The following is a 23,248-nucleotide window of genomic DNA, read 5'->3' on the forward strand; positions in this document are numbered from 1 at the left end:
CGGCACTTATTTAATGATTATTCAGCAGAAATTAGCTCATCTGTGTCAAGCTCATCTTTTTCGATACGGATTTGACGATAACGTTGCATACCAGTACCTGCAGGAACAAGTTTACCGATAATTACGTTCTCTTTTAATCCTAGAAGCTCGTCACGTTTACCTTTAATGGCTGCATCTGTCAACACGCGTGTTGTTTCTTGGAATGATGCAGCAGATAAGAATGATTCTGTTTCAAGAGAAGCTTTTGTAATACCAAGAATGACAGGACGACAAGTTGCAGGGTTTTTGCCATTTAACACAGCATCTGCATTTGCTTCTGAGAATTGGTGGATATCTAGTAATGAGCCTGGTAATAATTCTGTATCACCAGCTTCAATTACACGTACTTTACGAAGCATTTGGCGAACCATTACCTCGATATGTTTATCTCCAATTTCTACCCCTTGCATACGGTATACTTTTTGTACTTCTTTTAACAGGTACTCTTGAACTGTTGAAACGTCTTTAACTTTTAACAATTGTTTTGGATCGATAGAACCTTCTGTTAATACTTGACCGCGTTCTACAAAGTCGCCTTCTTGTACTTTCAGACGAGCATTGTAAGGTGCTGGGTATTTACGAGTTTCTACGTCACCTTCAATTGTAATTTCTTTTAGACCTTCACGGATTTCAGTGATGTCTGAAACAGTACCTGCGATATCAGAAATAACTGATTGACCTTTAGGATTACGTGCTTCAAAAATCTCTTGGATACGTGGAAGACCTTGTGTAATATCATCCCCGGCAACCCCACCTGTATGGAATGTACGCATTGTTAACTGTGTACCTGGTTCACCGATTGATTGAGCCGCAATAATACCAACTGCTTCTCCAACTTCAACCTCTTCACCTGTTGCTAAGTTCATGCCGTAACATTTTTTACATACGCCATGTTTTGTATTACATGTGAATGCTGAACGGATTGTTACTTCCTCGATACCAAGCTCGATAACTGTACGAGCGATATCTTGGTCGATTAAACCGTCTTTTTCTAAAATTACTTCGCCTGTTTCTGGATGCAAGATTGTTTTCTTCGTATGACGACCGATAATACGTTCATCTAACGCTTCAATTAGCTCTGTGCCTTCCATTAACGCACCGATTGTTAAACCGCGGTCAGTTCCACAGTCATCCTCACGAACGATAACATCTTGTGCAACGTCAACAAGACGACGTGTTAAGTAACCTGAATCGGCAGTTTTTAGGGCTGTATCGGCAAGACCTTTACGAGCACCGTGAGTTGAGATGAAGTACTCTAATACCGTTAAACCTTCACGGAATGAAGATTTAATTGGAAGTTCGATGATACGACCAGCCGGGTTGGCCATCAGACCACGCATACCAGCTAACTGTGTAAAGTTAGATGCGTTACCACGGGCACCTGAGTCAGACATCATAAAGATTGGGTTTGTTTTCTCAAGCGACTTCATCAGCTTAGCTTGAATTTCATCTTTCGCAGCACTCCAGCTTGAGATAACGCGATCATAACGCTCATCTTCCGTGATGAAACCACGACGGAATTGCGCTTGAACTTTATCTACTTTTTCTTGAGCTACCGCTAAAATTTCGCCTTTATCTGGTAATACGACGATGTCAGATACACCTACAGTGATACCAGCACGTGTTGAATATTTGAATCCTAGGTTCTTCATGCGGTCAAGCATTTTAGATGTTTCAGTGATGTGGAAACGTTTAAATACTTCAGCAATGATATTACCTAAGAATTTTTTACGGAATGGGTTTACAACTGGTACTGATGCAAAATGTTTGCGAAGTACAGCTGTACGTTGTGCTTCAACTTTACCTTTTTCATCAAGCCCATTATAAGTAGCATCTGCCTCAAGCTCTTTTAACGTTTCTTCATCAATTGTTAAGTTAACAAAGTATTTGTCTGGTGTTTCTTGCTCTAAGTTGAAATCAGTTGGCTCGTTAATGAATGGGAATGATTTTGGTAAAATTTCATTAAAGATTACTTTACCAACAGTCGTTAATAGGAACATATTATTTTGTTCTTCAGTGAATGTTGGGTTGTTTAACGAGCTTGCTTTAATCGCAATACGAGTATGCAAATGAACATGACCTGTGTCATATGCAATTAATACTTCGTTTGGTCCATAGAAAATTGTTCCTTCGCCGCGAGCTGCTTCACGCTCAAGTGTTAAGTAGTAGTTTCCTAATACCATATCTTGAGATGGTGTTACAACTGGTTTACCGTCTTTCGGGTTCAGGATATTTTGTGCTGCAAGCATTAGAAGACGAGCTTCTGCTTGTGCTTCTGCTGATAATGGTACGTGAACCGCCATTTGGTCACCATCGAAGTCAGCGTTATAAGCTGTACATACTAATGGGTGAAGACGAATAGCACGACCTTCAACTAATGTTGGTTCAAAGGCCTGAATACCAAGACGGTGAAGCGTTGGTGCACGGTTAAGTAATACTGGATGCTCACGAATTACATCTTCTAAAACGTCCCATACGTCGTTGTTTAAACGCTCGATTTTACGTTTAGCAGATTTAATATTATGCGCAAGACCGCGTTCTACTAACTCTTTCATCACGAAAGGCTTGAACAGCTCAATTGCCATTTCTTTCGGTAGACCACATTGGTACATTTTTAAGTTTGGACCTACTACGATAACCGAACGACCTGAGTAGTCAACACGTTTACCAAGTAAGTTTTGACGGAAACGACCTTGTTTACCTTTCAGCATATGTGAAAGTGATTTTAATGGACGGTTACCAGGACCTGTTACAGGACGACCACGACGACCGTTATCAATTAATGCATCAACAGCTTCTTGTAACATACGTTTTTCGTTTTGTACGATGATACTTGGAGCACCAAGGTCTAGTAAACGTTTTAAACGGTTATTACGGTTGATTACACGACGATATAAATCGTTTAAGTCAGAAGTTGCGAAACGGCCACCATCTAATTGCACCATCGGACGAAGCTCTGGTGGAATAACCGGTAGTACATCTAAAATCATCCATTCAGGAGAGTTACCTGAGTTACGGAATGATTCAACAACTTCAAGACGTTTAATGGCACGTGTACGACGTTGACCTTGTGCTGATTTTAACTCTTCTTTTAAAGATTGAGTTTCATCTTCAAGATCAATTTTGCCTAATAATCTTTTAATCGCTTCCGCACCCATAGATGCTTCGAAAGTGTTGCCGAATTTTTCGCGATATGCACGGTACTCTTTTTCAGAAAGTAGTTGTTTACTTTCTAAGTTTGTAGCACCTGGCTCGATTACAACGTAAGAAGCAAAGTAAATTACTTCTTCTAGTGCACGTGGGGACATATCTAAAATAAGACCCATACGGCTAGGAATACCTTTGAAGTACCAGATATGAGATACTGGTGCTGCTAATTCGATGTGACCCATACGTTCACGACGAACTTTAGCGCGTGTTACTTCAACTCCACAACGATCACAAACTACGCCTTTATAGCGTACACGTTTGTATTTACCACAATGACACTCCCAGTCCTTAGTTGGACCGAAAATACGCTCACAGAATAAACCATCTTTTTCTGGTTTTAAAGTACGATAGTTAATTGTTTCAGGTTTTTTAACTTCACCGTATGACCAAGAACGGATCTTGTCAGGAGAAGCTAAACCAATTTTCATATATTCAAATTCATTAACGTCTATCAAGGAGCCTACCTCCCTCTAGTATAGGTCTTTATAAAGACTCTTTTACGCAGCTCGATAATCGTTTGTAAAGAAATACCTCTTTAACAACGGATTAAAAATAGAATGATTTATTGAAAAAGCCGGGCAGGGCGTTAAATCCTGCCCGGCTAGTTTGAAAAATAAGTTTGACCTTATTCACAAAAGCTGTGAATTTCGGTTATCCATTATTCAAAAGACTCTACTGGCTCTTCTTCTTTATCTTGCTGTGGTGCAATGTTAAGAGCATCAGCTGGTTGAAGTTCATCTTCCTCGTCTAAGTCGCGAAGCTCTACCTCTTCATCATTGACTGTTAACATCTTCACATCCATACCAAGAGATTGAAGTTCTTTAATCAATACTTTGAATGATTCAGGAACGCCTGGCTCAGGTACACTTTCACCTTTAACAATTGCTTCGTATGTTTTCACACGACCAACAACGTCGTCGGATTTAACTGTTAAGATTTCTTGAAGTGTGTAAGCAGCACCGTATGCTTCAAGTGCCCATACCTCCATCTCACCAAAACGTTGTCCACCGAACTGTGCTTTACCACCAAGTGGTTGTTGTGTAACAAGTGAGTAAGGACCAGTTGAACGTGCGTGAAGTTTATCATCAACCATGTGAGCAAGTTTGATCATGTACATGATCCCTACTGATACGCGGTTATCAAATGGTTCACCTGAACGTCCATCATACAGGATTGTTTTACCATCACGGTTCATACCTGCTTCTTCCATCGTTTCCCAAACGTCTTCCTCGTTGGCACCATCAAATACTGGAGTTGCCATATGAATACCTAAGTAACGAGAAGCCATACCTAAGTGTAGCTCTAAAACTTGTCCGATGTTCATACGAGAAGGTACGCCAAGTGGGTTTAACATGATATCGACAGGAGTTCCGTCTGGCATGAATGGCATATCCTCTTCCGGTAAGATACGAGAGATAACCCCTTTGTTACCATGACGTCCGGCCATTTTGTCCCCAACGCGAATTTTACGCTTTTGAACAATGTAAGCACGAACTAATTGGTTAACACCTGGTGGTAATTCATCGCCATCTTCACGGTTAAATACTTTCACGTCAAGAATAATACCGCCAGCACCGTGTGGTACACGTAATGAAGTATCACGAACTTCACGAGCTTTTTCACCGAAGATAGCATGTAATAGACGTTCTTCAGCAGTTAATTCTGTAACTCCTTTAGGTGTTACTTTACCTACAAGAATGTCACCGTCACGTACTTCTGCACCGATGCGGATGATACCACGTTCGTCTAAGTTACGAAGTGCATCTTCCCCAACGTTTGGAATATCGCGAGTGATTTCTTCAGGTCCTAATTTTGTATCACGAGACTCTGATTCATATTCTTCAATATGAACAGATGTATAAACATCGTCTTTTACAAGGCGTTCGCTCATGATAACAGCATCCTCATAGTTAAAGCCGTTCCAAGTCATGAACGCAACAAGTACGTTACGACCAAGAGCAAGTTCACCATTTTCCATAGATGGACCATCTGCTAAAATGTCACGAGGTTTCACACGTTCGCCAACTTTTACAAGTGGACGTTGGTTGTATGAAGTACCTTGGTTAGAACGAATGAATTTTTGTAATTTATATTTTGTTAAATCGCCTTTAACTTCTTTACCATCAACGACTTCAATTCGGCGAACATGGATAGAGCGAGCTTCTACATGCTCAACAATACCATCATATTTCGCTACTACAGCCGCACCAGAGTCACGCGCATCAACGTGTTCCATACCAGTACCAACGAATGGTGCTTCTGGGTTAAGAAGAGGAACTGCTTGACGTTGCATGTTGGCACCCATAAGTGCACGGTTCGAGTCATCGTTCTCTAAGAACGGGATACATGCAGTCGCAGCCGAAACTACTTGTTTAGGTGAAACGTCCATGTAGTCCATTTGTGCTTTATTGAATACTGTATTATCCCCACGGAAACGACCTACTACCTCTTCTTTAGCAAATGAACCATCAGGATTTAACAGTGAGTTCGCTTGTGCTACATAGTAGTTATCTTCTTCGTCAGCTGTTAAATAATCAATTTGATCCGTTACTCTACCTGTCTCATGGTCAATACGACGATAAGGTGTTTCAATGAATCCAAATTTATTTACTTTGGCAAATGAAGATAATGAGTTGATTAAACCAATGTTTGGACCCTCTGGTGTCTCGATAGGACACATACGACCATAGTGAGAATAGTGAACGTCACGTACTTCGAAACCTGCACGCTCACGTGTTAAACCACCAGGCCCTAATGCAGAAAGACGACGTTTATGTGTTAATTCTGCCAATGGGTTTGTTTGGTCCATGAATTGTGATAACTGAGAGCTACCGAAGAACTCTTTAATTGACGCAATTACTGGACGAATATTAATTAATTGTTGTGGTACGATAGCAGCTGTATCGTTAATAGACATACGCTCACGTACTACACGTTCCATACGAGATAAACCGATACGGAATTGGTTTTGTAACAGCTCACCAACAGAGCGTAGACGACGGTTACCTAAGTGGTCGATATCATCTGTTGCCCCTACTTGGTAAAGTAAGTTGAAGAAATAACTTACTGAAGATAATACGTCAGCAGGTGTAATATTCTTCACTTCTTCATCGATGTATGCATTACTAATAATATTGATTTCTTTTTGCGCTTCATCTTTTGGTGCATAAATTTTAATAGACTGAATTGTTACATCATCCTCAAGCACTCCACCTACTTGTGATAAAGTGCGGTAACCGATTGCTTTTGATGAATCTTCTAGATACGGTAAGATTTTATCTAAAGTACGACGGTCAAGAACTGTACCTTTCTCTACTAAAATTTCGCCTGTTTCTGGGTCTACAAGCGTTTCAGCAATCGTTTGGTTAAATAAACGATTTTTGATATGAAGCTTTTTATTCATTTTGTAGCGACCAACATTCGCTAAATCATAGCGTTTCGCATCAAAGAAACGAGAGTATAATAAGCTCTTCGCACTTTCAACTGTTGGTGGCTCACCTGGACGTAAACGTTCATAGATTTCTAAAAGTGCTTTTTCTGTACTTTCAGAGTTATCCTTTTCTAACGTGTTACGTAAATACTCGTTGTCACCGATAATATCGATAATTTCTTGGTCTGAACCGAAACCTAATGCACGAAGTAGCACTGTTGCTGGAAGCTTACGCGTACGATCAATACGTACATATACTACGTCTTTCGCGTCAGTTTCATATTCTAACCATGCACCGCGGTTCGGAATAACTGTAGCTCCAAAACCTTTTTTACCGTTTTTATCAGTTTTATCATGGAAATACACACTCGGTGAACGAACTAATTGTGAAACGATAACACGTTCAGCACCATTGATAATGAACGTACCTGTCTCTGTCATTAATGGGAAGTCACCCATGAAGACATCTTGTTCTTTCACTTCGTCTGTTTCTTTGTTGTAAAGACGTACTTTCACACGTAAAGGAGCTGCGTAAGTAACATCTCGCTCTTTACACTCATCGACATCATACTTAGGATCACCTAATGAATAATCGATAAATTCTAATGAAAGATTGCCTGTAAAGTCCTCGATCGGCGAAATGTCACGGAACATTTCACGTAAACCTTCTTCAAGGAACCACTCGTAAGACGCCGTTTGAATCTCAATCAGATTTGGAAGCTCAAGCACCTCTTTAATACGCGCAAAGCTTCTACGCTGGCGGTGTTGTCCATACTGAACTAGTTGACCTGTCAACTCATTCACCCCTCAATAAAGCGATATTAGGTCTTTGCAAAATCATACAAATAGTGTATGATTTCGAAAGACAAAAAGAAAACGAGTCTTCAAAAAGATCTCATTTTCGGTTAACTAAACTTATCTTGGCAAGTATACCCACATTAAAACAATCATATACAAAAGGGCACACGACCTCAAAATAATATTTTTGCATTGTATCATGTTATCATAGCCGATTTGTCAAGTCAATATTTTATACATATTTCACTTATTTTTTTGCACGTACTATCCAGTACCCTTTTTTCTTCTCTACAACATCGACTTCTGAAAATTTTTCCTCTAAGTAACTTACCGTTGATGGTGCACCTTGCTTCTTCTGTATCACTACCCACAGCTCACCAGATGTCGCTAACTTGTCGTAAGCACCATCGTAAAAACGGAAAACTGTATCCTTTCCCGCACGAATTGGAGGATTGGTTAATATAGCTGCAGCTTTTACATTTTCGTCGACCATCGATAGTCCGTCACTCACAAATATTCGTACATTTTGAACTCCGTTTCCTTGCGCATTTTTTTGCGAAAGCGTAACTGCACGTTCATTAATATCCATCATCAAAACGGTACGATCCGGGTTTGTTTTGGCAATGGATAATCCTATCGGTCCGTAGCCACAACCCACATCCAAAATTGCACCATCAATATCAGGCATTTGAAAAGCATCTATCAAAACACGGGATCCAAAATCTACTTCGCTTTTACTAAATACACCTGCGTCCGTTTCAAAAGAAAACGTATGACCTAATAATTTGAAGGTCCAATGACGAGGTTTACTCTCAGTTTGAGGCTTACTTGTATAATAATGATCAGACATTTTCACGCCTCCTCAGAATGAAGAAAAAAGCCCGCCACAATGACGAGCTTTCCTCTTGTTTAAAAGTAACGCGAGATTACTTAACTTCTACAGATGCGCCAACTTCTTCAAGTTTAGCTTTGATTTGTTCAGCTTCATCTTTAGAAATGCCTTCTTTAAGAGCTTTAGGAGCGTTATCTACTACTTCTTTAGCTTCTTTAAGACCTAAACCAGTGATTTCACGAACCACTTTGATTACTTTAATTTTTTCTGCACCAGCAGATGCTAATACTACGTCAAACTCAGTTTTTTCTTCAGCAGCGCCAGCAGCAGCACCACCTACTACTGCTACAGGAGCAGCAGCTGTTACACCGAATTCTTCTTCGATAGCTTTTACTAAATCGTTTAATTCAAGAACTGTCATAGCTTTGATAGCTTCTAAGATTTGCTCTTTATTCATTATAATTTCCTCCTAATTGGATAATGTTTTATTGTTGCGGTCAGGCCGCAGAAGTTATAGTGCGTATAAAATTACGCGCCTTGTTCTTCTTTTTGTTCTGCAACAGCTTTTGTTGCAAGTGCGAAGTTGCGCACTGGAGCTTGAAGTACAGATAAAAGCATAGAAAGAAGACCTTCGCGTGATGGAAGTTCTGCAAGTGCTTTAACATCTTCAACAGAAGAGATTGTACCTTCAATAATACCTGCTTTAATTTCTAAAGCTTCATTTTTCTTAGCGAACTCGTTGATGATTTTAGCAGGAGCTACAACATCTTCATTTGAGAACGCAATTGCGTTAGGACCAACTAATACGTCATTGATTCCTTCAAGGCCAACAGCTTCAGTAGCACGACGAGTTAAAGTGTTTTTGTAAACTTTGAACTCAACGCCAGCTTCACGAAGTTGTTTACGAAGCTCAGTCACTTGTGCAACGTTAAGACCACGGTAATCCACAACTACTACAGAAGCAGCGTTTTGGAATTTTTCAGTAATCTCTTGAACTTGTACTTGTTTGTTTTCGATTGCTTTGCTCATGATGACACCTCCTATTAGAATGGGTCATTTATACCGACAAAAGTAAAGCCTCTGGGTCAATTAGACGCAGAGGCTGAAAGTCATCATCTTTAAATAAGAATCCGAATTCCGATGTCCTCGGTAGGATCATTAAGTGACAAGTCACTCCTACTGTCTACGGTACAAATGGATGATTCACAACAGCAACTATAATATCATGGATATATAGCACCGTCAATAGATTTGTGTAAAATCTTTTATTATTTTACTACTACGTTTGAAGCGTCGATTTTAATAGCTGGACCCATTGTAGTTGTAACGTTTACAGATTTCATGTAAGTACCTTTAGCTGCAGCAGGTTTTGCTTTTTGCACTACGTCAAATACAGTTAAGAAGTTTTCTACTAATTTTTCTGCAGAGAAAGAAACTTTACCGATAGGAGCGTGGATGATACCAGCTTTATCAGCACGGTATTCTACTTTACCAGCTTTAATTTCTTCGATAGCTTTTGTTACGTCGAAAGTAACTGTACCAGTTTTAGGGTTTGGCATTAAACCTTTAGGTCCTAATACACGACCAAGTTTACCAACTTCACCCATCATGTCAGGAGTTGCAACGATTACATCGAAATCGAACCAACCTTGTTGGATTTTTTGGATGTATTCTGCATCGCCTACATAGTCAGCACCAGCTGCTTCAGCTTCTTTAAGTTTTTCACCTTTAGCGAATACTAATACGCGTTGAGTTTTACCAGTACCGTTTGGTAACACTACTGCACCACGGATTTGTTGGTCATTTTTACGAGTATCGATTCCTAGACGGAAAGCAACTTCTACAGTAGCGTCGAAGTTCACTGAGCTAGTTTTTTGAGCAAGTTCGATTGCTTCTTGTGCGCCGTATACTGCGTTACGGTCGATTAATTTTGCTGCATCTTGCAGTTTTTTACCTTTTTTAGCCATTATATAATTCCTCCTTGATTGTGGTTATAGCGGATTTTACCTCCCACGAATAAAGGTTGCGCGTTCACAAAGAAACTCCGCAACCTTCCAAAAAACAAATACATCATCAAGTAATGGGATTAGTCTTCGATAACAATACCCATGCTTCGTGCAGTACCTTCAACCATTAACATTGCAGCTTCAACTGAAGCAGCGTTAAGGTCTGGCATTTTAGTTTCAGCGATTTCGCGAACTTTATCACGTTTAACCGTTGCCACTTTTTTACGGTTTGGTTCACCAGATCCAGATTGGATACCAGCTGCTACTTTAAGTAGAACTGCTGCAGGTGGAGTTTTTGTAATGAAAGTGAAAGAACGGTCTTCGAATACTGAAATTTCAACTGGGATAATAAGACCAGCTTGATCTGCAGTACGCGCATTGAATTCTTTACAGAATCCCATGATGTTCACACCCGCTTGACCTAATGCAGGACCAACCGGTGGAGCTGGATTTGCTTTACCAGCAGGGATTTGAAGTTTTACAACTTTAATAACTTTTTTAGCCACGAGACACACCTCCTTAAGTCCGTGATGTGGTAATTGGGTTGCCCCTCCCACTCAATATCTGTCTGTCAGCTAAGTGCCGATAACATTAAAATTATCATTACAGACGTCAAACTAAAGTCTGACAGTCTGACCTTGAAATGATACCACTTTTATTTTTTTTAAGCAAGTAGTAATTAACAAAATCTGCGACATACGCATCAGACGTATGACACTTTAGTTACTAGAACTACATTTTTTGTATTTGTTCAAAATCTAGTTCCATAATTGTTTCGCGACCAAACATATCAACAGAAACTTTCACTTTTCCTTTTTCAGTGTCAATTTCTTCAACACGTCCTTGGAAGTGAGCAAAAGGCCCTTCTAATACTTCTACCGCTTCCCCAACAGAAATATCAACTTCGACAACTTTGTCAGTCATTCCCATTTGTTGTAGTAGACGATCCGCTTCTTCAGGTAATAAAGGTGTAGGCTTTGCCCCGCCACCAGATGAACCTATAAAGCCAGTTACACCTGGTGTATTACGTACAACGTACCACGAATCATCTGTCATAATTAGCTCTACTAAAACATAGCCAGGGAAAACTTTACGCATCATTGTACGCTTTTTCCCATCCTTCATTTCTGTTTCTTCGTGTTCAGGCACAATAACACGGAAAATCTTATCCTGCATACCCATTGTTTCTACACGTTTCTCTAGGTTTGCTTTTACGCGGTTCTCATACCCTGAATACGTATGAACAACATACCAATTTTTCTCCATAACTACTAGGACTCCTCGTCCGTCCCTCCCTTACAAATAAAAGTGAAAAAATGAATCACGATATGCTAAGCGTATCCTTTACTCTTTTCACAAACTACCCATTAGAAAAACATAGCTTCCGCTAATAGCCTAGCGAAAGCCTGATGATATATACCCAAACTAGCATAGTCATCTATTGCTACCCTCATACTATCCCTAGTAGCATACTTACCATATTAAGAATATTTTATTGCAGTTCACTTCTTCAATTTCACCTTGGCGTAATTGTAGCTGTCGCTTTGCTTTCGCTATAAAAACATACGCTGAATGAAGATAAAACAAACGAAAAAACCCGTTTATTGTAATGACGGGCTATTTCAGAAGTATTAACATGCTATTTACTAAATTATAACTCTAAGTACCAGCGAAGTAATGATGAAATGCCTAAATCAATTAACACAAAAAATAAAGCCATAATTACAACAGTTGAAATTACAACGACTGTATATTTCGTCAGTTCTTTACTTTTTGGCCAGCTTGTTTTGCGCATTTCCGACATTACATTGCTGAAAAAGCCTTTAATCTTGCCCATTCTAGCCTGACCTCCGAATCAATCATATCTGTCTATTTACAAATTATTTTATAGCGTTTGTTTATGCATTGTATGTTCATTGCAATGTGAGCAAAATTTCTTTAATTCGAGGCGTACAGTTGAACCTTCCTTAGCAGGAAACGTGTAATTTCTCGATCCACATTTTTCACAATTTAAAACGACTTTTTTTGCCATATAATCACCTTTTCGGCACTTTGTCTTTTCAAGACTAACACCTATATTTGTCAATGTCAACAAGGGTATGCTACCGCTAGGACATTTCTTCAAGCACTAAATGTCGCTCTAATTTACGCTTTACTCGTTGCAAAGCATTGTCAATGGACTTCACATGACGATTTAATTTCGCGGAAATTTCATGATAAGACCGGCCATCTAAGTAAAGAGCTAACACTTGTAACTCTAATTCACTTAAAATCTCACTCATCTTTTCTTCTAAGTAACCATACTCTTCTCTATGAATCATTAATTCTTCCGGATCATCCATAATAGCACCTGTTAACACGTCCATTAATGTACGATCTGACTCTTCATCAAAAATAGGCTTGTCCAAAGAAACGTAAGAATTTAGTGGTATATGCTTTTGTCTTGTAGCAGTTTTAATAGCCGTAATAATTTGTCTTGTAATACATAGCTCAGCAAAAGCTCGAAAAGAAGCTAGCTTGTCTCCCTTAAAATCACGAATGGCTTTATATAAACCAATCATGCCCTCTTGCACAATATCTTCTTTATCCGCACCAATTAAAAAATATGATCTAGCCTTTGCTCTTACTAACAAACGGTATTTCGTAATTAAATAATCCAACGCATCTGTATTACCTTGATGCACCATTTCAATAAGTTCTTCATCATTGAATCGTTCAAAATCTTGTGTCACTTGTACAATACTATTTTTAAACATGGTATCACCTCAGCCACAACAGATAATTAGGAACAGTATAACGGAATTGGAAAATATGAGTCAATCAATCATTTCAAACCACGTCGCCATTTTTCAAAGGCCAAAGCAATATCAGGCTTTAGCTCTATGCGAGATGGCGGCTTGCTATCCTGTTTTCGTTTCACATCATGAGAAATTTTATGCTGGATAATACCCAGATCAATTTCTAGCTCTCTTGCCGATTTTCGCAAAGCACCGTTACCAAAAATTACACTTTGCTCTGCCATATCCGAAGTTGCTACATGAATTTGAACATTTCTAGCTTTTAGTTCTCTTGTCATTTTTTCAATACGTTCATCTGCTGTTTCGTTTTTTCGTGTATAAATGACTTCGACATCATTTTCTAAATAAGATTGCTCCACACCTGGTACAAGATGTGCATCAAAAACGATAATTACGCGCCAGCCCATGGCCGCCTTATACTCAGCCATAAGCTCAATTAATCTCTTACGCGCATCTTCAAAATTCGTATCTCGTAATGGCCGTAGCTCTTTCCAAGCTCCAATCATATTATAGCCGTCAACAAGCAAAATGTTGTTCATTGTCAATCATTCGCTTCTTGACGTTTACGATACACTTCATACATTAAAAGTGCAGCAGCTACCGATGCATTTAGTGATGTGACATGTCCAATCATCGGTAAATGATATAAAAAGTCACATTTCTCTTTTAACAAGCGGCTCATGCCTTTACCTTCACTACCAATAATAATCGCTAGCGGTAATGTTGCATCCATTTTACGATAGTCCGCAGAACCTTTAGCATCTGTACCTGCGATCCATACTCCTCGTTCTTTTAGCTCTTCTACTGTTTGCGCTAGGTTATTAACACGCACGACAGGTACATGCTCTATTGCTCCCGTTGAAGACTTTGCCACTACAGCTGTCAAACTTACGGAACGACGCTTCGGGATAATTATACCGTGTGCACCTATAGCATCAGCAGTTCGCATAATAGAGCCCAGATTATGCGGATCCTCTAGCTCATCTAAAATCAAGAAAAATGGGTCTTCTTGTTTTTTTGCTGCCGCAGCAAATAAATCCTCTAGCTCTGCATATTGGTATGCTGCAACAGAGGCGACAATTCCTTGGTGATTGGCATCTGATAATTGATCAACCTTTTTTTTCGGGACAAATTGAACAATGACGCCACGTTCTCGTGCCAAATCTAGTAATTCATTAACCCCTGATTTTTTTACACCTTCTGCAATCCATACTTTATTCATATCGCGGCCTGAACGAAGTGCTTCTAACACTGGGTTTTTACCGGCAATAATTTCACCATTTTGCTCTGCCATTATTTCGACACTCCTTTTGATTCCTCGATTATTTGAATAGCGTATGCAATGATTGCATACACGCGTTCTAATTCATTTAATAAATATAAACTACCAAGCACCGCCTCAAAGCCTGAGCTATTACGGTATGTTTGAACATCTGTATTTTTGGGCACAGAGCCGGATTTGGCATTGCGTCCACGACGGAACACAGCCAATTCCTCCTCTGTTAAAAAGCCTTCATCCATCATTCGATGTACAATCATAGATTGCGCTTTCGCTGATACATAACACGTCGCTTCTCTATGAAGTGTATTAGGTTTAACACGGCCGGCACGTAGCAAATACTCTCGTACCTTTTGCTCTAAAACTGCGTCTCCCATATAGGCTAACGCTAATGCATTCAATTGCTTGACATCTTCGTTGCGGAGTTTATCCAAGTTACTTACCCTCGTTTCCATCTAGTTCCTTGTCGCGTATCTTCTAAAATGATACCTTGCGCTTGCAAATGGTCACGAATTTCATCTGAACGAGCAAAATCACGATTTTTACGCGCTTCTACACGCTCCTGTAAAAGTGCTTCAATTTCTTCGTCTAATAGCTCTTCTTCTTTTGCAAATTCAATACCTAAGACGTCACCTAACACCTCAAAAGTTTCAACAAAACGCAATAATACTTTTTCATCGGTATTTGTTTCATTTAAATAAATATTTGCGATACGTGCTAATTCAAATAATACGGAAATGGCATTGGCTGTATTAAAATCGTCATCCATTGCTTCTTCAAAATACGCTTTTTGTTCAGCAATTTTTCCAAGCCATTCTTCTGAATGATCACCTAGGCTAGCAGTTGCTGTTAAACGATGCTTAACATTGTTGTAGGCAGTACGAATTCGTTCTAAACCAGTTGCGGCTGCATCCACTAAATCCTTTGAAAAGTTAATTGGATGGCGATAATGTACAGAAAGCATAAAGAAGCGTAAGATTTGTGGATCAATTTGTTTACGAATATCATTAACGAGTATAAAATTGCCAAGAGATTTGGACATTTTTTCATTATCAATATTAATATACCCATTGTGCATCCAATAACGTGCAAATGTTTTATCATTATGAGCTTCAGATTGTGCAATTTCATTTTCGTGATGCGGGAAAGTTAAATCTTGCCCACCAGCATGAATATCAATAGTATCTCCTAAATGTTCACGTGCCATTACCGAGCATTCAATATGCCAACCCGGACGACCTTTTCCCCAAGGGCTTTCCCAATAAATCTCACCTGGCTTAACAGCTTTCCATAGAGCGAAATCTAATGCATCATCTTTTTTCTCGCCAGCTTCAATACGAGCACCAATTTTTAAATCATCCACCGATTGATGAGATAGTTTACCGTAGCCATTAAATTTACGAGTTCGGTAATAGACATCTCCAGCTGACTCATAAGCATAGCCTTTATCGATTAAAACTTGAATGAATTGTATAATATCATCCATATGCTCTGTAACGCGTGGGTGTACATCTGCCTTCTTGCAGCCTAATGCTGTAACATCTTCAAAATACGCAGCAATGAAGCGCTCTGTTAATTCATGTACTTCTTCGCCCAGCTCATTTGCTGCCTTAATAATTTTATCGTCTACATCCGTAAAATTGGATACAAATTTCACATCATAGCCTCTATATTGAAAATAACGTCGTACTGTATCATAAACAATAACAGGACGCGAATTCCCAATATGGATATAATTATAAACAGTCGGACCGCAAACATACATTTTCACTTTGCCTTCTTCTAGCGGTACGAAAGTTTCCTTTTGTCGTGTTAATGAGTTGAAAATTTGAATACTCATTGTGTTTCTCTCTCCTTTTGTAAGCTCTCGATTTCCTGCTGCAATGCTGCAATCTGTTTCTCGAAACCTTGACAACGTTCTTCTACAGGGTCAGGTATATTTTGGTGGTCTAGTTTTTTCTCTAGACGGACTCCATCCTTAATCACAATTTTACCAGGAATACCGACAACTGTAGCGTTTGGTGGCACTTCTTTTAAGACAACTGAACCTGCACCAATTTTACTATTCTCACCAATTGTAATAGAACCTAATACTTTTGCTCCTGTCGCAACTAGTACATTGTCCTTTAATGTCGGATGGCGTTTCCCCTTTTCTTTTCCTGTACCACCTAAAGTTACCCCTTGATACAATGTTACATTATCACCAATCTCACATGTTTCGCCAATAACAACGCCCATCCCATGGTCAATAAAGAAACGTCGACCAATCTTCGCTCCAGGATGAATTTCAATTCCAGTAAAGAAGCGACTAATTTGTGAAATAGTACGAGCTATAAAATAAAAGCGCCTTTTAAAGAACCAATGGGCAACTCGATGCGCCCATGTAGCATGTAGACCTGAGTATGTTAGCACAACTTCAAACACACTACGCGCTGCTGGATCATTCTCAAAGATTGTTTCTACATCTTCCTTCATTCTTTTAAACACAAAAAACTCCCCCTTTTCGTTTTGATTGGCCTTGACCCTTTGACACACTGTAGCTAACGTTGATTCGCTGCAGAGTTAGTTGAGTAGAATTGTGCCACCGTCAAATGACTAAAACATAAAAAAGCGCCCCTATCATCCCAAAAAGGAATGACAGAGACGCTAAATTTGCGCGGTTCCACTCTGATTGAAGGCAAAAACCTTCCACTCTGGACGTTCTATAACGGGAACGAATCGATAAAGCCTACTATTGTTCAGCTTTATGCTCAAAGGTGCATTTCAGTTTTGCCTAGGCTCAGACCACTTTCAGCCGGTGATGGTCCTCTCTTTAGAGCATGCGCCACTTACTTCTCCCTATCAACGCTTTCTCAATTTAAATACATTTTACAACGAACTAATAAATTGTCAATCAATTTCTACTTATTGCGCAAGTTTTTCTACACGGTCAATTGTTTTCTGTTTGCCAATTAAGCAAATCGCGTTAGGAAGCTCTGGGCCATGCGTTTCACCCGTTGTTACAACGCGGATTGGCATAAATAGATTTTTCCCTTTGTGACCTGTTTCTTTTTGAACAGCTTTAATAGCGGCTTTAACAGTATCAGGCGTAAATTCTTCTAAACCTTCAAGCTGCACTTTAAATGCTGCCATAACCTCAGGTACTTGCTCACCAGCTAAAACTGCTTTTGCTTCTTCATCATATTCAATGTGATCGTTAAAGAATAGGCGAGATAGTTCTACAATTTCAGCACCAAAGCTCATTTGGTCATGATAAAGTGCGATTAAATCTGTCGCCCATGCAAGTTCTTCCGCTGTCAGCTCTTCTGGTAATAAACCAGCTTTTTGTAAGTGTGGTAAAGATAATGCCACTACTTCTTCTAAAGATAGCTTTTTAATGTATTGGTTATTCATCCATGTAAGCTTTTGCTTATCGAACATAGATGGTGATTTTGAAAGACGTTTTTCATCAAAGATTTTAATAAATTCTTCTTTTGAGAAAATCTCTTCTTCCCCTTCAGGAGACCAGCCAAGTAATGCAAAGAAGTTGAACATTGCTTCAGGTAGGTATCCTAAATCTTTATATTGTGTGACGAATTGAATAATTGATTCATCACGTTTTGATAATTTTTTACGGTTTTCATTAATGATTAATGTCATATGACCAAAGCGTGGATATTCCCAGCCAAATGCATCAAAAATCATCATTTGTTTTGGTGTATTCGATAAATGCTCTTCACCACGGAATACATGTGAAATTTCCATAAAGTGATCATCTAGCACTACCGCATAGTTATACGTTGGAATACCGTTTGCTTTAACAAGTACCCAGTCACCAATATCTTTTGACTCAAATGTTACTTGCCCACGTACTAAATCTTCAAATTCATATGATACATTTTCAGGTACGCGCATACGAATTGTGTATGGTTCACCTGCAGCTTCTTTAGCCGCAACTTCCTCTACTGATAAATGACGACAAGTACCATCATAAGTTGGAGCTGCAACACCTCGTGCTTTTTGCTCTTCACGAGATGCTTCTAATTTCTCTGAAGAACAGAAGCATTTATAAGCTAAACCTTGCTCTAAAAGCTTTTCAGCGTGCTCTTTATAAATATCAAGACGCTCCATTTGACGATAAGGTGCATACGGTCCACCAATATCGATTGACTCATCATATTCGATACCTAACCATTTTAAGTTATCAAGCTGAGATGCTTCTCCGCCTTCTACATTGCGCTCGATATCCGTATCTTCAATACGTACAATGAATTTACCGTTATGATGTTTTGCATATAAATAGTTAAATAACGCTGTACGCGCTCCACCGATATGTAAGAAACCAGTAGGGGATGGCGCGTAACGAACACGAACTTCTTTCGCCATAATTAAAAGCCTCCTAAATTTTCGATCAAAAAATTGACTTTGTTCATTTTACCACTCTGTTACAGGAAATAAAAGCGCAGAGAGCCTGCTTTTACTTCTTCATCAATAGGATTGTCGCCATTGCTGCAATCCCTTCCTCGCGACCTGTAAAACCTAAACGCTCAGTTGTTGTTGCCTTGACATTCACTTGAGAAGGTTCTGCATGAAGTAATTCAGCAATACGATTTTGCATTTGTTCAATATACGGTGCCATTTTTGGACGTTGTGCCATAATCGTACAATCCACATTACCTAGAACATAACCCTTGTCCTCAATAATCTTCCAAATATGCTCTAATAATTTCGCTGAATCTGCATCCTTAAACGCAGGATCTGTGTCTGGGAAATGACGACCGATATCTCCTTCGCCAATAGCCCCTAATGCTGCATCTGTGACAGTATGTAATAAAACATCTGCGTCTGAATGCCCTACTAGCCCTTTTTCATGAGGAATTATTATGCCCCCAATAATTAATGGGCGTCCTTCTTCAAATGCATGTACATCAAATCCTTGTCCTACTCGAAACATATGATACCCGAGACTGTCTAATAAGTTAAATAAAATAGGAAAATCCACCAGCTAAAAGGCCCAGATTGGCAGATTTAAAAAGCTTCTATTCAGCTTATGAGGCAGTCTCATTCACCTGCCTTTACTTTTTTATTTACTCTATATTATACCCTCACATTTTAACATATTTCCTAGGAAATGCGTGTTTCGACAAGCCTGATAATATTTGTCTCTCGCTTTCCTCACATTTTTTGTTATGCTTGCCTTAACCTAATACGATAAGGCGGTGTAGAAATGAACATCAATTCATTTGAAAAGCAGTTTAACAAAGTAATTGTACAGCGTGGGCACAATTATTATATGGATGGTCATGTCATTGATATTATACAAATTGACGACAGCAATTGGCAGGCTGAGGTTGAGGGGTCTGAGCTGTATATTGTAGATATCGTCGTTAAAGCAAACGGCGACATTACACACGCCGAATGCGATTGCCCCTATGACGACATTTGTAAGCATATTGCCGCTGCACTCTATGAAATTCAGGGGCAGCTAAACAATCCTCGTGTTTCAGTATCTAAGTCATCTAAAGCACAAAAACCAACATTACAGCAATTGCTAGCTACTCAATCCAAGGAAAATCTAATAACATTAATTCTAAAAGTTGGACAGAACTCCCCTAGCTTTCTGCAAGAGTTAGAAATGCTACTAACGGAACCAAAAGATATATTAAAAGCAGCCGAACAATTAATTATTCATCATCTAAAAAAGGGAGAGGATCGCGGCTTTATCCCACGCAATCAAGCAACGAAAGCGTTAAAAGGCGTCTACACAACCCTTCAACACGCACAGGAACATTTTGACCAAGGGGACTATATAACAGCTATTAAGCTTAGCTTTCTTTGCTTCAAACATACATTCGATGCACTGCAATATAGCGATGACTCTAATGGCTATTTCGGTGGTGCCATTGAGGACAGCTTAGAATTAATTAGTCAATCGATTAACGAGGGGGGAGATGTTTGGTCAAAAGAGCAATCAGCAATGATATATGACCTTGTTATTCAAGAAGCAATGGACCACGAGTTAAATGGTTGGTCAGATTGGCGTATTCATTTGCTTCATTCCTGTGTCCCTCTTTGTAATGATGATGCTATCGAGAAACAATTTAAAACCCTTATTCACTCAATGAAAAGTCCGTCAGATGATTGGAGTGCACAATATATGAATAAGCGGTTAAGAGAAATAGAGCTTCACTTGCTAGAGGTTAAATATAGTAGTAAGGACATAGAGGCATTTTTAGAACGGCATATTGAGGACTACGATATGCGTGAACTAATGATCAAATCTGCCATCAACCTCGGTGACTATGAAAAAGTATTACAGTTAACAGCGGATGGGCTACAAGTAGATGAAAAATCAGCGGGGATCGTTAAAAAATGGAGAAATTTCGCATTTATCGCTCATAAAGCACTCGGACATACAGAAGACATGCGCGAATTGGCATTGCAACTGGTGCTATCTGGTGAGTATTCTTACTATGCAGAATTCAAAGCACTACACCCTGCTGAACAATGGCCTGAAGTTTTTGAAGAACTATTAGATCGACTTAAAAATTCTCATTTATATACGCACATCATTGTAGAGGAAAAACAAACTAAACGCATTTTAGACTATTGCAAAGAACATCCAATCAGAATCGAGTACTATTATAAATACATAAAAGAACAGTACTATGAAGAAGTTTGTGCGCTATTCATTGACGCCATCACTGCCGATGCTCAAATGTCCTCTAATCGCAAAAGTTATCAAGACGTTTGCCATTCTATCAACATTATGCGTAAGGCAGGCTACACCATTGAAGCAAAGCAATTAATTTCTGACTTACTACAAGCGTATCCAAAACGCCGTGCTTTTATGGAGGAACTAAAGAACATACAAAAATAGAGATAACACTCGAGGAGATTAAGTACTGTTAGAAATTGTTGAAACAGATTTTATCTTGAAGAGAGCCCTCAAACTTATAAAAAATGAGCAGAAATATCAAAGCAAAAAAGAGGCTCGGTTTTCATACCTTGCCTCTAATGTTTCATTTATTCTAGCATTTCATTGCTTTTTAGCGCGTTTCTGTAATATCGCTTCACCAAAAACTAAATCTTCTTGCGTCGTCATCTTTACATTTTCGTAGCTGCTTTCGACAACATGCACCTTATGACCAAGACGTTCAACTAGCATCGCCTCATCGGTACCAAGAAAGCCCACTTTCTCAGCGACATCCTCCGCCTCCACAATCAAATCAAATTGGAATGCCTGTGGGGTTTGAATCATCCATAAGCTTTCACGATCAATTGTCTCTTCAATTACACCATTACGTACTTTTTTCATCGTATCCTTCGCACGAACACCTGCAATCGCAGCGCCAAAATCATGTGCACTTTGTACAAGATTCGCAATAATGTCATGCGTAATGAACGGACGCGCAGCATCATGCACAAGCACAATATCGACCTGCTTCATTTCTTTCATGCACGAATGAACAGAATGCTGTCGCTCAGCACCACCATTAGGCAAGCCTTTGACTTTAGAAATTCCATACTTCTCGAGCATTTCTTGAATAAATGCTCGTTCTTCTGGCTTCACAGCAAGCCAAATGCCTGTACACTGGCTATCCTGTTCAAATACTTCCAACGTGTGTATGAGAATCGGTTTCTCTAAAAGATTTAAAAATAACTTATTTTGCCCCGCTCCCATTCGCTTTCCGCTTCCTGCAGCAGGCAATACTACTTCATATTGCACATTTGTCACTTCCTAGTCATCCTTTGGTTTAGCAAAAATCATACGACCTGCTGATGTTTGTAGAACACTTGTTACGGTTACCGTAATTGCCTGTCCTATATAGCTACGTCCACCTTCAACAACGATCATTGTGCCATCATCTAAATAAGCAACCCCTTGATTATGCTCTTTCCCATCTTTAATGACCATCACTTGCATATCCTCACCTGGAATAACGACAGGCTTCACAGCATTTGCTAAATCATTGATGTTTAATACTTTTACGTGGTGTAGCTCGCACACTTTATTGAGGTTGAAGTCGTTCGTCACAATCTGTGTATCGTTACCCCTTTTCTTGGCAAGACGTACTAGCTTTAAATCGACCTCTTGTACATCCTCAAAATCCTCTTCAGTAATCTCAACCTTCGTCATACGCTCATCCTGTAGTTTCTTTAAAATATCTAAACCACGACGACCTCTTGTACGCTTTAACGTATCCGAAGAATCTGCAATATGCTGGAGCTCAGTGAGGACAAATTGAGGTACAACTAATACACCTTCAATAAAGCCTGTTTCAGAAATATCTGCAATACGACCATCGATAATAACACTCGTATCTAACAGTTTATAGCTTCCTCTTGCTTCTTGAAGTTCAACACCTTCAGGTAATTTTTTCTTCGCATTATTACCACGCAATGTAAATAGCTGGATTAATTCATCCCGCTTTTTAAAGCCTACACGGAACCCTAAATATCCAAGTACAAATGACAGTATAATTGGTAAAACCTTTGTAATAATCGGTAGATCAACAATATCGATTGCAAAGCCTAAAAAATACGCAACGATTAGCCCGATAATGAGGCCCAGTGTTCCAAATAATAAGTCTCCAACAGGTACCTTAAATAGCACCTCTTCCATCCAGCTAATGAGCCTTACAAAATAATCAGAAAAGGCAAACGATAATGTAAACAGTAATAGTGATCCTAAAGCTACTGATACGTAGGGATTATCAAGCCAAGGATTAGATGATAAATGAAGCAATTCGTATAATGGCGGTAAGAAAACAAGGCCTAATGCTCCTCCAATCAGTAAAAAAGCAATTTGAACAAATTTTTTCATAAACTGTCACCTCCAATTCTTAATATATAATTATACATAGTTTACTGTAG

General features: G+C 39.2%; 21 protein-coding genes and 2 other annotated features. Of the genes, 1 reads left to right on the forward strand and 20 read right to left on the reverse strand.

Features of this window, described 5'->3' with window-relative positions; translation table 11 throughout:
• Positions 1-17: 17 nt before the first annotated feature.
• From rpoC to ispF, 18 genes are all read right to left on the reverse strand, one after another.
• Positions 18-3,704, reverse strand: a complete 3,687-nt coding sequence (rpoC, locus tag QRN68_RS08750; protein WP_285396425.1) for a DNA-directed RNA polymerase subunit beta' — start codon at positions 3,702-3,704, stop codon at positions 18-20.
• Positions 3,705-3,907: 203 nt separating this feature from the next.
• Positions 3,908-7,483, reverse strand: coding sequence for a DNA-directed RNA polymerase subunit beta (gene rpoB / locus QRN68_RS08755; protein ID WP_285396426.1), 3,576 nt, complete (start codon positions 7,481-7,483; stop codon positions 3,908-3,910).
• A 241-nt stretch (positions 7,484-7,724) separates the two neighbouring features.
• Positions 7,725-8,327 carry a class I SAM-dependent methyltransferase gene (locus QRN68_RS08760; RefSeq protein WP_285396427.1) on the reverse strand — a complete coding sequence of 201 codons (603 nt, stop codon included), beginning with the start codon at positions 8,325-8,327 and terminating at the stop codon, positions 7,725-7,727.
• 76 nt (positions 8,328-8,403) lie between these two features.
• A complete protein-coding gene (rplL, locus tag QRN68_RS08765) occupies positions 8,404-8,766 on the reverse strand; it encodes a 50S ribosomal protein L7/L12 (RefSeq protein WP_285396428.1) in 363 nt (120 codons plus the stop codon).
• 71 nt (positions 8,767-8,837) lie between these two features.
• Complete coding sequence (rplJ, locus tag QRN68_RS08770; RefSeq protein WP_068986555.1) at positions 8,838-9,338, reverse strand: 50S ribosomal protein L10; 501 nt, start codon at positions 9,336-9,338, stop codon at positions 8,838-8,840.
• Between the two features lie 32 nt (positions 9,339-9,370).
• Positions 9,371-9,516 (reverse strand) — a sequence feature (ribosomal protein L10 leader region).
• A 61-nt stretch (positions 9,517-9,577) separates the two neighbouring features.
• Entirely contained in the window at positions 9,578-10,276 is a 699-nt protein-coding gene (gene rplA, locus QRN68_RS08775; protein WP_285396429.1) for a 50S ribosomal protein L1, read from the reverse strand.
• Between the two features lie 119 nt (positions 10,277-10,395).
• Positions 10,396-10,821, reverse strand: coding sequence for a 50S ribosomal protein L11 (gene rplK / locus QRN68_RS08780; RefSeq protein WP_004233593.1), 426 nt, complete (start codon positions 10,819-10,821; stop codon positions 10,396-10,398).
• Positions 10,822-11,047: 226 nt separating this feature from the next.
• Positions 11,048-11,581 (reverse strand): transcription termination/antitermination protein NusG, encoded by a 534-nt coding sequence (gene nusG, locus QRN68_RS08785; protein WP_285396430.1) that lies wholly within the window; start codon positions 11,579-11,581, stop codon positions 11,048-11,050.
• Positions 11,582-11,966: 385 nt separating this feature from the next.
• Positions 11,967-12,152 carry a preprotein translocase subunit SecE gene (gene secE / locus QRN68_RS08790; RefSeq protein ID WP_285396432.1) on the reverse strand — a complete coding sequence of 62 codons (186 nt, stop codon included), beginning with the start codon at positions 12,150-12,152 and terminating at the stop codon, positions 11,967-11,969.
• A gap of 48 nt (positions 12,153-12,200) precedes the next feature.
• The gene (gene rpmG, locus QRN68_RS08795; RefSeq protein WP_004233588.1) at positions 12,201-12,347 is read right to left on the reverse strand and encodes a 50S ribosomal protein L33; all 147 of its coding nucleotides are present in this window, start codon (positions 12,345-12,347) and stop codon (positions 12,201-12,203) included.
• Positions 12,348-12,423: 76 nt separating this feature from the next.
• Positions 12,424-13,071 carry an RNA polymerase sporulation sigma factor SigH gene (gene sigH / locus QRN68_RS08800; RefSeq protein WP_285396433.1) on the reverse strand — a complete coding sequence of 216 codons (648 nt, stop codon included), beginning with the start codon at positions 13,069-13,071 and terminating at the stop codon, positions 12,424-12,426.
• A 68-nt stretch (positions 13,072-13,139) separates the two neighbouring features.
• Positions 13,140-13,652, reverse strand: coding sequence for an NYN domain-containing protein (locus QRN68_RS08805; RefSeq protein ID WP_285396453.1), 513 nt, complete (start codon positions 13,650-13,652; stop codon positions 13,140-13,142).
• 2 nt (positions 13,653-13,654) lie between these two features.
• On the reverse strand, positions 13,655-14,407 hold the full coding sequence (gene rlmB, locus QRN68_RS08810) for a 23S rRNA (guanosine(2251)-2'-O)-methyltransferase RlmB (RefSeq protein ID WP_285396434.1): 753 nt from the start codon (positions 14,405-14,407) through the stop codon (positions 13,655-13,657).
• A complete protein-coding gene (locus tag QRN68_RS08815; protein ID WP_285396435.1) occupies positions 14,407-14,826 on the reverse strand; it encodes a Mini-ribonuclease 3 in 420 nt (139 codons plus the stop codon). Before QRN68_RS08815 ends, rlmB begins: the two co-directional genes overlap by 1 nt.
• Positions 14,827-14,831: 5 nt before the next feature.
• The gene (cysS, locus tag QRN68_RS08820; RefSeq protein ID WP_285396436.1) at positions 14,832-16,232 is read right to left on the reverse strand and encodes a cysteine--tRNA ligase; all 1,401 of its coding nucleotides are present in this window, start codon (positions 16,230-16,232) and stop codon (positions 14,832-14,834) included.
• On the reverse strand, positions 16,229-16,879 hold the full coding sequence (gene cysE / locus QRN68_RS08825; RefSeq protein WP_285396437.1) for a serine O-acetyltransferase: 651 nt from the start codon (positions 16,877-16,879) through the stop codon (positions 16,229-16,231). Before cysE ends, cysS begins: the two co-directional genes overlap by 4 nt.
• A 149-nt stretch (positions 16,880-17,028) precedes the next feature.
• Positions 17,029-17,246 (reverse strand) — a binding site (T-box leader).
• A gap of 50 nt (positions 17,247-17,296) precedes the next feature.
• On the reverse strand, positions 17,297-18,757 hold the full coding sequence (gene gltX / locus QRN68_RS08830) for a glutamate--tRNA ligase (protein ID WP_285396438.1): 1,461 nt from the start codon (positions 18,755-18,757) through the stop codon (positions 17,297-17,299).
• 91 nt (positions 18,758-18,848) lie between these two features.
• On the reverse strand, positions 18,849-19,325 hold the full coding sequence (gene ispF, locus QRN68_RS08835) for a 2-C-methyl-D-erythritol 2,4-cyclodiphosphate synthase (protein WP_285396454.1): 477 nt from the start codon (positions 19,323-19,325) through the stop codon (positions 18,849-18,851).
• A gap of 273 nt (positions 19,326-19,598) precedes the next feature.
• On the opposite strand from ispF, the gene QRN68_RS08840 reads away from it, so the two are divergent.
• Positions 19,599-21,251: an SWIM zinc finger family protein gene (locus QRN68_RS08840; RefSeq protein ID WP_285396439.1), complete on the forward strand. Its 1,653-nt coding sequence runs from the start codon at positions 19,599-19,601 to the stop codon at positions 21,249-21,251.
• Between the two features lie 159 nt (positions 21,252-21,410).
• On the opposite strand, the gene ispD is transcribed toward QRN68_RS08840, so the two are convergent.
• Both ispD and QRN68_RS08850 read right to left on the reverse strand, forming a co-directional pair.
• The gene (gene ispD / locus QRN68_RS08845; protein ID WP_285396455.1) at positions 21,411-22,100 is read right to left on the reverse strand and encodes a 2-C-methyl-D-erythritol 4-phosphate cytidylyltransferase; all 690 of its coding nucleotides are present in this window, start codon (positions 22,098-22,100) and stop codon (positions 21,411-21,413) included.
• Between the two features lie 12 nt (positions 22,101-22,112).
• Positions 22,113-23,198 carry a PIN/TRAM domain-containing protein gene (locus QRN68_RS08850; RefSeq protein ID WP_285396440.1) on the reverse strand — a complete coding sequence of 362 codons (1,086 nt, stop codon included), beginning with the start codon at positions 23,196-23,198 and terminating at the stop codon, positions 22,113-22,115.
• Positions 23,199-23,248: the final 50 nt, after the last annotated feature.

Origin of the sequence: Lysinibacillus sp. fls2-241-R2A-57, assembly GCF_030209535.1 — a bacterium.
Taxonomy (GTDB): domain Bacteria; phylum Bacillota; class Bacilli; order Bacillales_A; family Planococcaceae; genus Lysinibacillus.

Bases quoted from the DNA above. Each gene is read 5' to 3' on its own strand.
- QRN68_RS08760 (WP_285396427.1), bottom strand. From the start codon at position 8,327: ATGTCTGATCATTATTATACAAGTAAGCCTCAAACTGAGAGTAAACCT.
- rplL (WP_285396428.1), bottom strand. From the start codon at position 8,766: ATGAATAAAGAGCAAATCTTAGAAGCTATCAAAGCTATGACAGTTCTT.
- rplJ (WP_068986555.1), bottom strand. From the start codon at position 9,338: ATGAGCAAAGCAATCGAAAACAAACAAGTACAAGTTCAAGAGATTACT.
- rplA (WP_285396429.1), bottom strand. From the start codon at position 10,276: ATGGCTAAAAAAGGTAAAAAACTGCAAGATGCAGCAAAATTAATCGAC.
- nusG (WP_285396430.1), bottom strand. From the start codon at position 11,581: ATGGAGAAAAATTGGTATGTTGTTCATACGTATTCAGGGTATGAGAAC.
- secE (WP_285396432.1), bottom strand. From the start codon at position 12,152: ATGGGCAAGATTAAAGGCTTTTTCAGCAATGTAATGTCGGAAATGCGC.
- rpmG (WP_004233588.1), bottom strand. From the start codon at position 12,347: ATGGCAAAAAAAGTCGTTTTAAATTGTGAAAAATGTGGATCGAGAAAT.
- sigH (WP_285396433.1), bottom strand. From the start codon at position 13,071: ATGTTTAAAAATAGTATTGTACAAGTGACACAAGATTTTGAACGATTC.
- QRN68_RS08805 (WP_285396453.1), bottom strand. From the start codon at position 13,652: ATGAACAACATTTTGCTTGTTGACGGCTATAATATGATTGGAGCTTGG.
- rlmB (WP_285396434.1), bottom strand. From the start codon at position 14,407: ATGGCAGAGCAAAATGGTGAAATTATTGCCGGTAAAAACCCAGTGTTA.
- cysS (WP_285396436.1), bottom strand. From the start codon at position 16,232: ATGAGTATTCAAATTTTCAACTCATTAACACGACAAAAGGAAACTTTC.
- gltX (WP_285396438.1), bottom strand. From the start codon at position 18,757: ATGGCGAAAGAAGTTCGTGTTCGTTACGCGCCATCCCCTACTGGTTTC.
- ispF (WP_285396454.1), bottom strand. From the start codon at position 19,325: ATGTTTCGAGTAGGACAAGGATTTGATGTACATGCATTTGAAGAAGGA.
- QRN68_RS08840 (WP_285396439.1), top strand. From the start codon at position 19,599: ATGAACATCAATTCATTTGAAAAGCAGTTTAACAAAGTAATTGTACAG.
- QRN68_RS08850 (WP_285396440.1), bottom strand. From the start codon at position 23,198: ATGAAAAAATTTGTTCAAATTGCTTTTTTACTGATTGGAGGAGCATTA.